This is a genomic window from Microcoleus sp. AS-A8, from assembly GCA_039962225.1.
GTDB lineage: Bacteria > Cyanobacteriota > Cyanobacteriia > Cyanobacteriales > Coleofasciculaceae > Allocoleopsis.
In genome coordinates this window covers 243,555-258,414 of the sequence record JAMPKV010000008.1, presented here as the reverse complement: position 1 = coordinate 258,414, position 14,860 = coordinate 243,555, and the positions used below count along the sequence as shown (strand labels likewise).

Sequence of the window (14,860 nt, the reverse complement as noted above, 5' to 3'; positions counted from 1 at the left end):
ATGGCTAAGATTTTGACACATCAAACGCTGACCAACAAACGAATTCCTCAAGCCTTGGGTACCCTGCTGGTGGTGATGAGCCTCCTAGGACTAGCAACCCAGCCCGAACCGGCGGCGAAAGCTCAGGAGGCGAGTTTAAAAGTGGGAATTGTGCAGCGCTTTGGCGAGGAACCCACGGATCAGGTTACCTTGAAAGCCACTCCAGGCGATCGCCTGACGGTACGCTTTTTGTCAGGTGAGATGAAACCCGAAACGGTTCAACTGGAGAGCCTGAAGCTGGAAACAGTGATGCAGCCACTACAGACTCCAGCGCTGGAAGAATATTTAGTTCTGAATAACGAATCGACCTTTGAAACCGCAGAAGACAAGGCCAATCAATGGCAAAAACTGGGCATTGAGGTAGAAATAGCACAGCCGGAGCGATGGCAGGTTTGGGCAAAGCGAGATGTTTATCAAACGCCTTTACTACGGCGTATGCTCCTGCAAAATCTGAAAGCTCAAGGCGATACAACCGCCTATCTCGCGACAAAAATGGTGGAGAAATCACCCAGAGCTTCATTTGTGGTCAATGGCTTTCGCTACACTCGTCGGGAGTTAGACATTTCTGCTAAGAAAAATTTAATCCAGGTCAGTCGGGGTGCTAATAATAAAAACCCTCGTCTCTATGCCGGACGTTTGCGACTTCAGCCAAATGCCTATGGTACCTATACCTTGGTGAATCAGGTACCGTTAGAAACCTATCTACGGGGTGTGGTTCCTCACGAAATTGGTGGGGGGGCACCTTATGCCTCTGTCGTCGCCCAGACGATCTTGGCTCGAACCTATGCTCTACGAAACCTGCGTCGATTTACCGCGGACAATTACCAACTTTGCGCCGATGTCCACTGCCAAGTTTACAAGGGACTCACGAATACAGTCCCCTTGGCGGATAAAGCGATCGCACAAACAAAGGGGTTGGTGCTGACTTACAACAATGAGCTGATCGATGCCCTCTATTCTTCTACGACTGGCGGTGTTACGGCTCCTTTTAGTGATGTCTGGAATGGGCCGGAACGTCCTTACTTGGCAGCCAGAGTGGACTCCCCCAACGCCGTCTGGGATTTGTCGCAAAAATCATTAGCGGATGAAAACAACTTCCGTCAGTTCCTGAACTTGAAGCAGGGATTCAATGAAACAGGACGAGATGTCTTCCGTTGGCGCAGAACGAGAACCCTTGAACAAATCACCCAGCATCTAAAGCGTTATCTGAAGAATCGAAATCATCCCCTGGTTAACTTTACGACTGTTAAGCAAATACAAATTGTGAAGCGATCGCCAGCCGGACGAATTCTCAAACTTGTCGTACAAACCGATATCGGCAACATTGAAATCGATAAAAACGACACCCGTAGTGCCTTTGAACCTCCCTTAAGTACCCTCTATTACCTAGAGCCAGTCTATGGAAGCGATAAAATCCTCAAAGGCTATGCCTTCGTAGGCGGTGGCTTTGGGCATGGGGTCGGCATGAGCCAATACGGTTCCTACAACTTAGCGAATATCGGTTGGTCAGGAGAGCAGATTTTGAATTTCTACTATCCCGGCACTCAAATCCAACCCCTCTCGTCTTCACTCGTCTTCTGGCAACCGCCGGAAGGTTCTTCCCAGCTTCAGCTATCTCCTCAAAAATGAAGCAGGAACACCCAAACCGTGCTCCTGCTCGTAATTCTTTTTGACTCTGAAGCCCGCGAACCCAAACGAGAAGGCGAGAGTACTGACTTTAATGGGGGTTATCCCAAAAAACGTGATACGGCTGCAAATTGGCACTACGCGCTGTTCGACTTTGTCGGCGCGCTTGGTGCGCTCAGCTTGGCTGGTACCCCTTGGACAATCCCTAGCTCTCAGAGCCTTTGAAGTGAAAACAGCTTTGTCTTCTTTCTAGCTAATTAATACAATGCTTCTTCTTGGTGAGTTTTGATCGTACAGTCACTCGTGGCATAGGCAACACAGGTCAGAATGTAACCCGCTTCGATCTGCTCGTCATCCAGGAAAGACTGGTCAGACTGGTCAACTGTACCATCCGTCAGTTTGCCAGCACAGGTGGAGCAGGCACCAGCGCGACAAGAATAGGGTAAGTCAAGTCCTTGCTCTTCAGCGGCGTCGAGAATGTACTCGTCGTCGGGAACTTCAATGGTGGTGTCTAGCCCTTCAGCTTCGTTGATTAATCTGACTTTGAAAGATGCCATGCGTGTTCCTCTGTAGTTGATGTAAAACGGCAGTATAAATCCAAGGGACAGCGTACCTCACACGAGCGTACTTCGTCTTTAGGAAGATTGCCTTTGCAGTGTTCGCTTCATTTCTGATACTACGAGAAAAAGCTAGAGAGGTTAGACAGGATTAGGAATGAAATTCTGAAATGACTATTAAATTAGTTATTCTTATATCGCACAGACGCGGTTGTCGAGTCAAAAATAATCCCAACATTAACTCTCAAACTCAGGTATTATGAGAAGTTCTCCACTTTTATAACTCTTCTAACCCCAGTCTAAATTTCCTATTAATTAGTATTAATTATCTTTATCAATAGAATCCATGATTTGTTCTTAGACGTGAGAATGGGGGGGCGGGGGAGCGGGGGAGCATTTAGAGATAAACTCTCCTCACCTTTCTTTAAATTTTCACATTCGGGATGCTCCTTGGCTTAGACTTTTGCCTCAACGGCTGGAAAACCCTGTGAAGAATAACGTTGAGCGGCTTCTATAAAAGCCATAACATCCGCCTCGCTCGTATTAAAAGCCGTCACTAATCGAACCGTTGTCGAATTTTCTCCTCCCCACGGGTAGAAGTAGAAGCCATCGGCAAGCAGACTGGAAATCACAGCCTTAGGCAACTGAATAAAGATTTCGTTAGCCTGCACCTGGTAACAAAGTTCCACACCCGGTAAGTCTACCAGCCCCTGAGCTAACTTCTGCGCCATCTGATTAGCATGGTTAGCATTGTTTAACCACAAATCATGATTGATATAAGCCAAAAGCTGCGCTGACAAGAATCGCATCTTGGAAAATAGATGTCCACTGCGCTTGCGACGATAGCCAAAAGTCTCTGCTAAAGTCTGATTAAAAAAGACTACTGCTTCCGCTGCCATGGCACCGTTCTTGGTTGCGCCAAAGCAGAGAACATCAACACCCGCACGCCAAGTTAAATCAGCCGGAGAACAACCTAGGCTAACGACGGCATTAGCAAAACGCGCCCCGTCGATGTGGAGGTAAAGACGATGGCTTTTTGCCACCTCAGCCAGGGCACGAATTTCATCGGGAGTATAGACGGTGCCGGCTTCAGTAGCCTGGGTGAGACTCACCGCAGCCGGCTGGACGTGATGCACAACGCCAGCACCAGCCTGGGCTAGCACGGTGGCTAAATCAGCGGCTAGAATTTTCCCATGAGAACCAGGGAGTGTGACTAACTTCGCACCACCTGTGTAAAATTCAGGTGCGCCGCATTCATCAACATTAATGTGTGATTCGGCATGGCAGTAAATGGCTCCAAACGGTGGAGTCATCACCGATAGTGCCAGGGCGTTGGCGGCTGAGCCAGTTGCCACCGGAAACACTGTGACGTCTGTCTCAAATAAATCGCTGAACTGAGTCTTTAATCGCTGTGTGTATTCATCTTGTCCATAGGGCATCGCGACTCCTGCGTTAGCTGCACTCAAGGCTGCCATGATTTCCGGTGAGATGCCGGTGACATTATCGCTAGCAAAGTTCATGGTTTTGGTATTTTAGGTTCTAGCCAGATGACGATCATTTCTAGGAGGCTGTGTTAAAAGCGTTAAAGGCGATCGCGGTTTGGATAGTTGCCTCTACTGTCGATTCTGCAACTTTCTCATTTCTTCTTGCACACCGACGGCAATCTGCAAGGCTTGATCGAGTACCCGTCCATACTCACTGGCTTTATCGCTCAATTGTAGCGCTGTCAAAGCGGTCAAATTTGTTGTAAATAACTGTGGATGTTGGGTAATAAACTTTTTGTTTTCCCTCAGGATTCGTTCTGTTTTCAGTGCCCGCTCTAAATCGGATTTCATCACACTCAGGGCTTGAATTACTTTTTCGCGATCGCTTAAACCCACACCTGGGTTACCTGCTTCTTCGAGTTGGTCGTTGATATCAACAGCTCTAATCACGGCACTGTAGCGATCAACCTCTTTCACTAGGCGTCTGACAGATTTAAACTTTACCCAGCGAAATGTAGAAATCCCTAGCTTAATTAAAAAATCCCCAGGCTCTCTCGGTTTTCCGGCTGTATAGAAATATCTGACTTTATGGGGATTTTCACCAATTAAATCGGTTAGATAGTCCTCCGTAATCACCAAGCCCTGCAAATCAGGTCGCATAGCCCTATGTCCTCTGAGTTTCCCTCCCTTCGTCTCCCCTTACCCTCCTAGTTTCCCAGCCAAAGCGTAGTGCCTTTCCTGGAGATGAAGGTAGAGAGATAGCCGTAATGCGGTGACCTCAAACGCGATCGCTCCTCAAGATTGCCGCTAGATTCATTGTGACTGACAATCCGGTGCGATCGCTCGAATTTTTGCCATAGCGTTCAACATCACTTCACGTTTGCTTGAGGTAAAGACCTACAAGTCTTACTTTTCTGAAGGTTAATGAAACTCTTTTGAAAATAGAACCCCACCCAGCATTAACCCAGGTGGGAGCATCGCATCAAATTACATCAAGATTATTAGCGATCGCCAATACTAAGGTTGAACCAAGTCAGCACGAGCTCCATGTTGAGATATTGGAGAAGAATAAAGAAGGTTCGCTGACTTTAGAGGAACGGCAGGAACTGACAGATTTACGGTTCGCTGCGGATCGTTTGATGCTTCGTAAAGCTTATGCTTGGTCTGTTCTACGCTGGCGCGGGCATCGGATACCTCCTTTGAAGGAGTTATCTGCCTCGCTGTGACCATTTCAGAAAAACTACGTCAGCAAGTTATTGTCGCAGCAGATTATGGCAGTGAATACTGTAAGACTTCCTCTCGGTTGACTGAAACACCACCAGTTATGGAACATATTCTCCCGCGAGCGCTTGACGGAGCTTCTGTCATGGGAGCTATTCTCACAGAAGCCAATCTTAGTGGAGCTGAAGTTAATTTGCTAGAAGTTGGGGGGTCGTTTTGTTGGCATAAATATCGCCTGATTGGGTGAAACAACATTCGCCTGATTGGAGGAAGGAATAATGATTAACATCCAAATAAATTAGATAATGTAAGCGTTCTTGGTTAGATGAGGTACACACACTCTCAAGGATGTCTACATTGCTCCAAGAAAAGTTCACTTTTACCTGTGTTTCTCAAAGTTATGAAAGACAAATACTCTGAATAGACCCAAATGCTTGTGGAGACAGTCTGAGTGGGCTGATTTTAGCCTAGTTAAGACCTGGATTTATCACCAAGGTTCTACAATAAACTAAAAAGCCTCATACAGCCTGAATCCTGGAAAAACAGCCCAGGCAACAGTCTGTCATTTTCCCACACCCTATCTGCACTGGGCAAAACCTGCTTTAGGTCAGCTATCATCCAAAAACGTTTTTTGCGTTTTGTTTCATGTCGTATTCACCTCAAGGAACGCTGGCTCGTGGATAAAGAATCTCTCGAAAAAATTGAAGCATCTCTCAACAAAATTCGGTCGCTATTGAACAAAATTTCAAAATTTATAAACGTCAATTATCCTCTCACAAAAATCAACGAAATAGAAGAAACAATTAAGCTTCTGCGGCCGCCCCGTTTCCTAATTATTGGTCGTCGTGGCAGCGGCAAATCAACGTTGATTAATGCCATGATTGGCAAATATGAGTGTGACATATCAGATGTAGGAACAGGAACCAAAAAGCCTGAATGGCAGATATATAAACATAACAACAGAGAACTATCTTGCCTGGATACACGGGGATTTCAAGACCCCTTAGATCATCAGGAAATTAGCGGAGATCAAATTTGGAAAATAGTAAAAAAATGTTGTCCGGATGTTGTACTATTCTTATGCAAAGCAACAGAAGTTGATGCGGCAATTGATAAGGATTTAGCCTGCACTGAGGAGATTCTGAAGAAGTTTAAATCGCATTATCACCGTGAGATTCCCCTAATAGGTGTAGTCACTCAATGCGACCAGTTAGCGCCACATTACATTCGACTACCAACTGAAGACAAGAAAAAAACTCAGAATATAGAAAAGGCCAAGGATATACTCCGTGAACATATACAGAAAAAGCTTAGCTCCGCTAGGTTGTCGGATGTTATTGCAACAGTTGCCTATGCAGAATACGCAGCAAATAAGGAGATCAAGGTTGATGTTGATTATCGTTGGAACATTGAGGAGCAGCTTATGGAGGTTCTATTAAAGCTAGTTCCTCCTGAGACAAAACCTGAGCTGGAACCCAAATGTTTAGCCGATCTAGCCAAGGAATTCGTTAATGTTATCAGGAATGTTGTTAGCATTTTGGCTCCTGTTGTAAGCAGCGCATCCCAAATTCCCGGTGTTTCTTTGGTGATTGTCCTCATAATACAAGTGAATATGGTCAAAATAATCGCCAATATGGGGGGAGACAATAACGATATTAAACTCGAAGATGCCGTGAAGTTTCTTGTGATGTATAAAGGGATGGATACAATTGTCCAAGATGTAAACGGCGATTTTATTGAGTCAGCAGTGAGTATTATTTCTCAGGTGGTTAGTGAGCAAGGAGTGATTCAAGGAATGGAAGAAACCTTATTACAATCGATACCATTCATTGGTCCTTTAATTAATAGTTTCCTGTCGGCAGACGCAACTCAAAAACTTGGAGAGGCAGCTATTTCTTACTACATCCTAAACGAGGATACCCCCCCAGATACACAAACATCTCTAGCTCCTGTTCCGGCTTATTAGCTAGAACTTGCGTATCCAATAAACTCGGTACGAAACAGAATTCCCCCACCTAGGATAAACCTAGGTGGGAGCATTACATTACATCACCTCCAGCTTAATGGACTAACTCGATCGCTCTTTTTGTCAGCGCCTCAGCCGTCAACCCGTTAAACTCCATAATTTGACCAGCGGTAGCAGTAGTTTCACCTCGCTTCCAAGCGAAGACATCACGTTTTACGGTACTCCGCAGCATCAAAGGTTCCAGCATCCCAGCAGCACCGCCAGTCACACCAATTAAGGCATCACCGCCAAACATCTTTTCAAAACCAGCATCATCCAGGAAATCACCATCCGGTTCAGAAGCAGCTTCCCACAAGACATCAGAGGGACGGTAGAGGCGGCGAGGATTGATTACCGACACAACCCGGACGCCTATGCCTTGAGATTCAAGCTGTTTAGCTGCTTCAAACACCGGGAGGAGAACCATATCTCCCACTACGGCAAAGACAACCGTCTTCTCTCCTGCTGACTCGTGTAAGACAATGCCACCATCTTGGAGTCCCTGACGCCCTTGCTCAAATGTCGTGTAAATGGGTAAGGGAGATTTGCTGGCAGTGATAATGATGCCTTTGTTCTTCGTACCCAGTGCCCACTCATACGCCACTTGGATGCTATTGGCATCGGGGGGAAAGATGGGGAAGATGTTGCCATTACGCATCATCGCGGCGAGATAGGCTTCAATTTCCGGACGTTGGTGCGTCCAGCCGTTGCGTCCCTGTTCCAAAGCCCCAGCCGTGAACAAACAAATATTAGAAGGCGTCGGGCGTCGCAGTTCCGCCATTGCCTGAGTAACAGTCTGCCAAATGGGTAAGCCGTTAATCGCAAAGGCTTCGTAGGAACACCAAAGACTGCGCCCTCCCATCAGAGCCATGCCGGATGCTAAACCAGCACAGGCATCTTCACTCAGCGGTTCATACACTCGCCCAGCAGGGCTTTGGTAGTAGCGTTCATCAGCCGTAGGGTGGAGGATTTGCAGTGCTTTGTTGATGTTGGCAATACCAGAGGCTTCGTTACCATCAGCGTTAGTAACGATAAACGACGTGTCATGTAGTCCCACAGCCCCAACAACAGCACCCATCGCCGTCGTTGCCACTTTTTTCTCACCACCAACGGTGAATTCCTCTAGAGGCAGTTTACCCAGTTCTGGAAGCGATCGCACTTTTTCCGTCGCCGCAACACGGCTAGCAGGCCCACCCCCAGCACGTTCAAAATTACTACGCACCAGTTCCCAAGCGGCTGGCGTCAGTGCACGGGTTTTGAGTGCCCCAACAATATCCTCACTTTCCAAGGTGTGATGGGCATAGAGGTTGTGAGATTTTGCCCCCCGGTCGTGGACACCAGCACCTTTGAGCTGTTTGATAATCAGCACCGTTAGCTTGCCACCCAGGGCAGACTTAGCCGCTTCATCAGCCGCGTTGAGAACTGCTTTGGTGAAGGCAAGCCGCTGTTCAAATGAGAAGGCGGTGCTATCGACATACTCACCCGATTGGTTGGCGTCGTCGTAGTCTTTGGCATTGACTAAAATGACATTTTCAAACCCGTTGCCGCGCCAGTACTCGATCATCTTTTCGTTGGACTGGGTGGAAACCATGCTGTGATGTTCCTGGCTAAAGCCGTTCCACACCAATACTGGTAAGAAGTTCGTGACGCTGGGAAAAGCCGTGTGGAAGTGAGCCATACTGCTCATGATGTAGGGTTCGCCAAGCCCGCCATCCCCGATGGTGAAGGGGAAGAGTGTGCCGCTGTTGAGCAAAGCCGCTGACATGGCGAAGTGTTGCCCTTGTCCCAAGGGGCCAGCAGGGGAGAGAAGACCGGGAATTTGACCGGAAAGGTGACCCAAAAGCCCGTGTTTTTCTCGGAAGCGATCGCACAACTCCCTCACGGTAGAAATCCCCATATCCTCTAAGGAGCGATCGAGGAACATGGCGCTGTAGAAACCGGGCGCATGATGTCCGACTTCTGTCAAGATGTTTTTGTAACCCAGCATGACCAGAGCAGCATACGCTTCCGCTTGACTGGCAAAGCCACCCGGATGTCCCGATGACTTACTGGCAGTAACTTGCAATATCAGGTAACGCAGGGCGTCAGCCGCTAGCAGTGTCTGAAACACAGCATTTTGGTCATTGGCTTGGGCGATCGCTTTTTGCCCTTGTGCGATCGCGGGTTCCTTGCCAAGCTTGTCAAAACCCGGCAACGCTTCACCAAAATACTGAATCCCTTCGCAAAAACTAGGGGCTTGAGTGGCAACGGTCATAATTTTAGATCCCTCTTCAAACAACTGCGTCCCTGTAACGGGTTGACCTTACTAGGTAGATCGTACAATCTGGCAACCCAGGAAATGGCGCTGTCAGGGGCGATCGCTAAGGAATCTGTAGTAATGAAATATCTTATTGATAAGATTGATGTCACTAATATAGTCTCTCTGGCGGGATGTTATTGCTATGGTCACGACGAAACTGCCTGATGGTCCACAAGCACCGCCGCTGTTGCAGCTCATCCAGTGGATTGCTGACCCAATCAAGTTTATGGACACTTGCGCTAACCGCTACGGAGATTGCTTTACTGCTAGGTTAGGTAGCTCTTCGACTTATGTATTTTTGAGCAATCCACAGGCGATCGAGCAAATTTTTACTGCCAATCCCAACCTCTTCGGTGTTAAGAGTGTTTTACGCCTCACACTAGGGGATAATTCTTTAATCTTGCTTGAAGGCGATAGCCACCACCGTCAGCGTCAGTTGTTAATGCCCCCCTTTCATGGGGAACGGATGCGAGCTTATGGTCAGCTTATTTTCCAGATTGCTGAACAACTTACCAGCCAGTGGACGGAAGGTTCGCATATCACAGCTCGTTTATTTATGCAAGAAATTTCCTTGCTAGTCATCTTACGGGCAGTTTTTGGTTTGAATCCAGGAGAACGCAGCCAGAAACTCCAACCGCTGCTGGTTTCCCTGGTGGATTTTATCACCTCTCCGTTGTTTACCGCCTTTACTTATTTGCCAGCTTTGCTGCGTGATTTAGGGCCGCTGAGTCCGGGACGACACTTTATCAGGCGCAAGCAGAACATTGACCAACTGCTCTATGCCGAGATTCACGAACGCCGAAAACATCCCGATCCATCTCGCTCAGATATCCTTTCTTTACTGATGTCTGCGCGAGATGAAGCAGGTCAACCGATGACAGATCAGGAATTACGGGATGAGTTGATCACACTCCTCATCGCTGGTCATGAAACTACAGCTATAGCTCTGTCTTGGGCATTGTACTGGATTCATTATCTGCCAGAGGTGAAAGAAAAACTCCTTGAGGAACTCGATACTCTCGGCTTAAACCCAGACCCCAGCGCAATTCTGCGACTCCCTTATCTCAACGCCGTCTGCTCAGAAACGCTGCGAATTTCCCCGATTCTCGTACTCTCTACCCCTCGAATTCTGAAATCCCCACTCCAGATCCTTGGTCGAGAGTTTGAGGCGGGTACGGTACTGGCTCCCTGTATTTATCTGACCCATCATCGTGAGGATTTATACCCTCAAGCGAATCAATTTAAGCCAGAGCGCTTTCTAGAACGGCAGTTTTCACCCTACGAGTATTTGCCGTTTGGAGGTGGTAATCGTCGCTGCATTGGTGCAGCGTTTGCCCTGTATGAAATGAAACTCGTACTCGTTTCTATTTTGTCACGCTTCGAACTTGCTCTTGCTAAACCGCAGCCAGTGCGGGCTGTCCGTCGGGGTGTGGCGATGATGCCTGCCGATGGCGTTAAGCTGGTCGTCAAGAGTCGGCATCAGGTCAGCAAAAATCCGGAAACCCCATCTCAAGAGGAATCGCCTTTAGCAGTTGAGAGTTCGATGTAACAGCGATCTCCACTCTACATTGGCTCTAACTGGTAGCGTCAAATTGGTTGTGAAGGTCGCTATTAACGTAGAGAATCGAAAGAAGCCATGCTGAGGGAGGTTCGTACAGGGTAAGGCCAGCCTAGAAACAAGGTATGCATTGCCCAAGCGTCTTTCCTCGCCTAGTTTATACCTTCACACAGCCTGACACAGTCCAATGAACTTACCGAATGGCCCGCAGACACCTTCTTTATTACAGACGGTTCAATTAATTGCTCAACCGACTCAATTTTTGGATAAGTGTCGAGAACACTATGGAGACACCTTCACCACACGAGTACTCGGTTTAAATTCTCCGCCTGTGGTATTTTTCGGGAATCCTGACGCCATTCAAGAAATTTTTTCGCTGCCTTCCTCCAAGTTAGACTTTCGCAAGGCAACCCATGTCTTTGAACCCCTGATGGGAGAGCAGTCCATCATTTTGCAGGAGGGACGTAGCCATAATCGCCTGCGTCAGTTGATGATGCCGCCCTTTCATGGCGAACGAATGAGAAGTTATGGTCAGCTTATTTGCGAAATTACTCAGCAGGCCATAGAAGGCTGGACTATAGGCTCCACCGTATCCATGCAGGAGGTCATGCCCAAAATTACCCTCCAGATCATCTTACAGGTCGTGTTTGGCATCGATCCCGGCCCCCGGTACCAACAGCTCGAACAAAGGCTGAGTTCGCTCTTAGATGACATTACTACTCCCTGGTACTCCAGTTTGTTTTTCTTCCCCCCCCTACAACGGGATTTAGGTGGCTGGAGTCCTTGGGGGCACTTTCTCCGACGCCGTGCGGCAATTGACAGCCTAATTTACGACGAGATTAAAGAACGCCGTGAGCAAGCAGATGCCTCTGGGACAGATATTCTCTCCATGCTGATATCAGCGCGAGATGAGAACGGTCAACCGATGAGTGATGTTGAGCTGCGCGATCAACTCGTTTCACTCTTGCTCCTCGGTTACGAGACGACAGCCGCTGTCCTGACTTGGGCTGTTTACTGGATTTACTCCACCGCTGAGGCGGAGGAGAAATTACGAAAAGAACTCGACGCTTTAGGGGATGACATCCAACCTGATGCGATCGCCCAACTGCCTTATCTGACAGCCGTCTGCGCCGAAACCCTGCGAGTCAATCCCATTGCCTTGATTTGTACACCACGAAGAGTCTTGGAATCGGTGCAAGTGGCAGGCTACCATTTTGATACGGGTACAATTCTGATTCCTTGTATTTATCTGGCTCATCGCCGTCCTGAAGTCTTCCCGGAGGCCAAGCAGTTCCAACCAGAGCGGTTCCTCAACCAAAAATTCTCGCCTTATGAGTATCTCCCTTTTGGTGGCGGGGCTCGTGGCTGTATTGGAATGGCCTTTTCAATGTTGGAAATGAAACTCGTGCTGGCAACGATTCTATCCCGTTATCAGCTTGCCTTAGCCGATCCCCGTCCTGTGCAACCCGTCCGTCGGGGCATTACCCTAGTTCCTTCTGGAGGGGTTCCGGTTGTGGTCAAGCACGAGCGAACCGCGAAGCCATTTGAGCCGATTAAAGTCCGGGATTATAAGCTCACGAGTAACAGTAACAATTAATGCGGCCCATCAACAACTTGATGAAACAAGTATGAAGTATGAAGGATAAATTTCGGGTAGCAACAGAACTTCGTCCCGCTTTGAAGAAAGCCCCTGGCAGGCGACCAGATCTATTTCAGCCTGATCCGCCTCTTGTAGTTGACGCCGAGGCTGCCAGCGAGAGCCAGAAAGCCTTGCATAGACCCGATATTATGGCGTCTCTTAATAATGTTTCACGAGCAATAAACAGTTGCGGTTGTCATCCGTGCGCGTATAACTGAGCTGGTCGGCAATTTGTTGTAAGATTGCCAGCCCACGCCCACCCCCAGCGCTAGCATCTATCTTATGCTCGTGATCTTGGAGCCACTGTTCTAAATCAAACGGCGGCCCATGATCCCAGATTCGCAGTTCTAACTGTTGGGGGTATACAGTAACTTCAAGATCTACGGATATATTGGTCGGGAGACCTTTGTGAGCATGACGGACGGCGTTGGTGAACCCCTCGGCTAAGGCTAATTGGCACTGTAACCAAACTTTTTTGGGGATAGAAGGTCGGTTAAGTTGGTCAAACCACAACAAAACCTCTTCTAACACCTTGAGGTCACTCTTTACTTGCTTGCTAGATTGGTGAAAGTCTTTCAATTGCTCAAAGCCTTTTAAATCAACAACACTTTCATCATGGTTGTCAAGATGCCGATACTCCCTGTTGAAGAATCTAGTCTAGCCTGGATTTAACCCATGCTCTACCATTGATTAACTTGCTGTGCAGTTTTATCTGACTTTCTCATTAGACTACACTCGAACTGAAAAGAGTAATTATCGACGTTCTCAACCTGTGCATCTGCAATCTCCTAAGCATGACTTGTAGTACCTCGATGCCATGAACCAAATTTTGATTATTGATGACGATCCGGCTATTCAAATCTTGCTGAAACGGACACTGCACAACCAAGGTTACGAGGTTTCAGTTGCCAGTAACGGTGAAGATGGTCTAGTACTGGCACGTAAGATACGTCCGGGACTCGTCCTTTGTGACTGGAATATGCCAAAAATGAACGGACTACAGGTCTGTCGCCAAGTTAAGGCAACACCAGAACTTTCAACGACTATGTTCATTTTGCTGACATCTCGAAATGCACTGGAGGATCGTGTTGAAGGACTGGATGCTGGCGCGGATGACTTTTTGACCAAGCCAGTGGAAATGGCTGAATTGAAGGCACGAGTCCGGGCAGGCTTGAGGTTACATGAAGCCAACCGCGAGTTGCAGCTCCAGAAGCAGTTGTTGGAGGAAGAATTAGCCGAAGCGGCTGAATATGTGAGTTCGATTCTGCCCGAACGACTGACAGAGCCACCGGTTACAATCGATGCTCGCTTTATTCCTTCTCGGCAACTGGGAGGTGATGGCTTTGATTATTATTGGCTCGATTCAGAGCATTTAGCGGTTTATCTTTTGGACGCCTCTGGACATGGCTTACGGGCTGCCTTACCGACGCTTCAAGTTTTGAATCTTCTCAGGTCGCGAGCGCTGCCTAAGATTAATTACTATCAACCCAGCGACGTCTTACGAGGGCTGAACGAAACCTTCCAGATGACCCAGAAGAATGATAAGTACTTTACCATCTGGTACGCGGTCTATAACCGAGTCAAGCGTCAACTGGTTTACTCCAGTGCAGGACACCCACCTGCCCTATTGCTTTCTGGAAGGTCAGATTCGTTCATCCAGGTGCAACGCTTGAAGACTCCAAGCTTACCCGCTGGGATGTTCCCTGATGCCGATTATATTGATGAATGCTGTGAAATCGTCGAACCCAGCACCCTGTATATTTTCAGCGATGGGATCTACGAGATTAACCAATCAGACGGCACCATCTGGGGACTTGATCCGTTCGTCCAACTTTTGACGGACTGTAGGAGTAAAAATACTCGCGATCTAGATCAGATCTTGGAGGCTATTAAAGCCGTGAACCCCAAAGAGTATTTTGATGATGATTTGTCTTTACTGGAAATCAACTTCGATTAACACGATCCTCAGGCAAGAGAATCTCTTGCCTTAGTGGGTAGAAACAATAGCGTTTTCAAATTCTTCTCGATTTGCAAAGATTTCAAAAACGCGATCCATGCTCGTTAGTTCAAATAACATTTTTATTTGCTCGTTAACCGAGCAAATAAAGAGCTTGCCACCAGCAGCTCGAACCGTTTTTAGCGCCAAAACTAGCGCCCCTAACCCTGAGCTGTCCATGAATGTAACATCTTGGAAATCAACCAACACCATATCGACACCAGAATCCACAAGGTTAGCAATCTCTTGACGAAATTGACCGGCTTTGGTGCCGTCTAAGATTCCAGAGGGTTGAACAACTTTAACTACAGGATTCATAGGCTATTGCAGACTTAATTAGTTACACAAAGATCCAGACTTTGCCAGTATAGCTGTGGCAACAGCTTTCAGCCAGACTCTACAGATCGATACAACGATTAATCCCAGAGTAAGGGGC

14 protein-coding genes are annotated in these 14,860 nt (G+C 47.6%); 8 read left to right on the top strand and 6 right to left on the bottom strand.

Going from position 1 to position 14,860, the window contains the following annotated elements:
• Together NDI48_15160 and NDI48_15155 are read left to right on the top strand one after the other, a co-directional pair.
• Positions 1 to 1,668 carry a SpoIID/LytB domain-containing protein gene (locus NDI48_15160; protein ID MEP0832512.1) on the top strand — a complete coding sequence of 556 codons (1,668 nt, stop codon included), beginning with the start codon at positions 1 to 3 and terminating at the stop codon, positions 1,666 to 1,668.
• A gap of 18 nt (positions 1,669 to 1,686) precedes the next feature.
• On the top strand, positions 1,687 to 1,890 hold the full coding sequence (locus tag NDI48_15155; protein ID MEP0832511.1) for a hypothetical protein: 204 nt from the start codon (positions 1,687 to 1,689) through the stop codon (positions 1,888 to 1,890).
• A 32-nt stretch (positions 1,891 to 1,922) separates the two neighbouring features.
• Here NDI48_15155 and NDI48_15150 read toward each other — a convergent pair whose 3' ends face one another.
• The 3 genes from NDI48_15150 to NDI48_15140 all read right to left on the bottom strand — a co-directional run bounded on the left by NDI48_15150 (position 1,923) and on the right by NDI48_15140 (position 4,366).
• A complete protein-coding gene (locus NDI48_15150) occupies positions 1,923 to 2,222 on the bottom strand; it encodes a 2Fe-2S iron-sulfur cluster-binding protein (GenBank protein MEP0832510.1) in 300 nt (99 codons plus the stop codon).
• Between the two features lie 455 nt (positions 2,223 to 2,677).
• Positions 2,678 to 3,742 (bottom strand): low specificity L-threonine aldolase, encoded by a 1,065-nt coding sequence (locus tag NDI48_15145; protein MEP0832509.1) that lies wholly within the window; start codon positions 3,740 to 3,742, stop codon positions 2,678 to 2,680.
• Between the two features lie 93 nt (positions 3,743 to 3,835).
• Positions 3,836 to 4,366 (bottom strand): hypothetical protein, encoded by a 531-nt coding sequence (locus tag NDI48_15140; protein MEP0832508.1) that lies wholly within the window; start codon positions 4,364 to 4,366, stop codon positions 3,836 to 3,838.
• A gap of 275 nt (positions 4,367 to 4,641) precedes the next feature.
• Between NDI48_15140 and NDI48_15135 the strand changes: the two genes are divergently transcribed.
• The 3 genes from NDI48_15135 (at position 4,642) to NDI48_15125 (ending at position 6,893) form a co-directional block, all read left to right on the top strand.
• Positions 4,642 to 4,932 (top strand): hypothetical protein, encoded by a 291-nt coding sequence (locus NDI48_15135; protein ID MEP0832507.1) that lies wholly within the window; start codon positions 4,642 to 4,644, stop codon positions 4,930 to 4,932.
• The gene (locus NDI48_15130) at positions 4,929 to 5,174 is read left to right on the top strand and encodes a hypothetical protein (GenBank protein ID MEP0832506.1); all 246 of its coding nucleotides are present in this window, start codon (positions 4,929 to 4,931) and stop codon (positions 5,172 to 5,174) included. Before NDI48_15135 ends, NDI48_15130 begins: the two co-directional genes overlap by 4 nt.
• Positions 5,175 to 5,603: 429 nt before the next feature.
• On the top strand, positions 5,604 to 6,893 hold the full coding sequence (locus NDI48_15125) for a 50S ribosome-binding GTPase (GenBank protein ID MEP0832505.1): 1,290 nt from the start codon (positions 5,604 to 5,606) through the stop codon (positions 6,891 to 6,893).
• Between the two features lie 94 nt (positions 6,894 to 6,987).
• On the opposite strand, the gene NDI48_15120 is transcribed toward NDI48_15125, so the two are convergent.
• Positions 6,988 to 9,186, bottom strand: coding sequence for a phosphoketolase (locus tag NDI48_15120; GenBank protein ID MEP0832504.1), 2,199 nt, complete (start codon positions 9,184 to 9,186; stop codon positions 6,988 to 6,990).
• Between the two features lie 187 nt (positions 9,187 to 9,373).
• On the opposite strand from NDI48_15120, the gene NDI48_15115 reads away from it, so the two are divergent.
• Together NDI48_15115 and NDI48_15110 are read left to right on the top strand one after the other, a co-directional pair.
• Positions 9,374 to 10,780, top strand: a complete 1,407-nt coding sequence (locus NDI48_15115; protein MEP0832503.1) for a cytochrome P450 — start codon at positions 9,374 to 9,376, stop codon at positions 10,778 to 10,780.
• 196 nt (positions 10,781 to 10,976) lie between these two features.
• Positions 10,977 to 12,386 (top strand): cytochrome P450, encoded by a 1,410-nt coding sequence (locus NDI48_15110; GenBank protein ID MEP0832502.1) that lies wholly within the window; start codon positions 10,977 to 10,979, stop codon positions 12,384 to 12,386.
• Between the two features lie 201 nt (positions 12,387 to 12,587).
• Here NDI48_15110 and NDI48_15105 read toward each other — a convergent pair whose 3' ends face one another.
• Positions 12,588 to 13,007 (bottom strand): anti-sigma regulatory factor, encoded by a 420-nt coding sequence (locus tag NDI48_15105; GenBank protein ID MEP0832501.1) that lies wholly within the window; start codon positions 13,005 to 13,007, stop codon positions 12,588 to 12,590.
• Between the two features lie 238 nt (positions 13,008 to 13,245).
• Between NDI48_15105 and NDI48_15100 the strand changes: the two genes are divergently transcribed.
• A complete protein-coding gene (locus tag NDI48_15100) occupies positions 13,246 to 14,385 on the top strand; it encodes a SpoIIE family protein phosphatase (GenBank protein ID MEP0832500.1) in 1,140 nt (379 codons plus the stop codon).
• A gap of 30 nt (positions 14,386 to 14,415) precedes the next feature.
• Here the strand turns inward: NDI48_15100 and NDI48_15095 are convergent, their stop codons facing one another.
• The gene (locus tag NDI48_15095) at positions 14,416 to 14,742 is read right to left on the bottom strand and encodes an STAS domain-containing protein (protein ID MEP0832499.1); all 327 of its coding nucleotides are present in this window, start codon (positions 14,740 to 14,742) and stop codon (positions 14,416 to 14,418) included.
• Positions 14,743 to 14,860 lie beyond the last annotated feature (118 nt).

Bases quoted from the DNA above. Each gene is read 5' to 3' on its own strand.
- NDI48_15110 (MEP0832502.1), top strand. From the start codon at position 10,977: ATGAACTTACCGAATGGCCCGCAGACACCTTCTTTATTACAGACGGTT.
- NDI48_15140 (MEP0832508.1), bottom strand. From the start codon at position 4,366: ATGCGACCTGATTTGCAGGGCTTGGTGATTACGGAGGACTATCTAACC.
- NDI48_15115 (MEP0832503.1), top strand. From the start codon at position 9,374: ATGGTCACGACGAAACTGCCTGATGGTCCACAAGCACCGCCGCTGTTG.
- NDI48_15145 (MEP0832509.1), bottom strand. From the start codon at position 3,742: ATGAACTTTGCTAGCGATAATGTCACCGGCATCTCACCGGAAATCATG.
- NDI48_15150 (MEP0832510.1), bottom strand. From the start codon at position 2,222: ATGGCATCTTTCAAAGTCAGATTAATCAACGAAGCTGAAGGGCTAGAC.
- NDI48_15120 (MEP0832504.1), bottom strand. From the start codon at position 9,186: ATGACCGTTGCCACTCAAGCCCCTAGTTTTTGCGAAGGGATTCAGTAT.
- NDI48_15095 (MEP0832499.1), bottom strand. From the start codon at position 14,742: ATGAATCCTGTAGTTAAAGTTGTTCAACCCTCTGGAATCTTAGACGGC.
- NDI48_15160 (MEP0832512.1), top strand. From the start codon at position 1: ATGGCTAAGATTTTGACACATCAAACGCTGACCAACAAACGAATTCCT.
- NDI48_15100 (MEP0832500.1), top strand. From the start codon at position 13,246: ATGAACCAAATTTTGATTATTGATGACGATCCGGCTATTCAAATCTTG.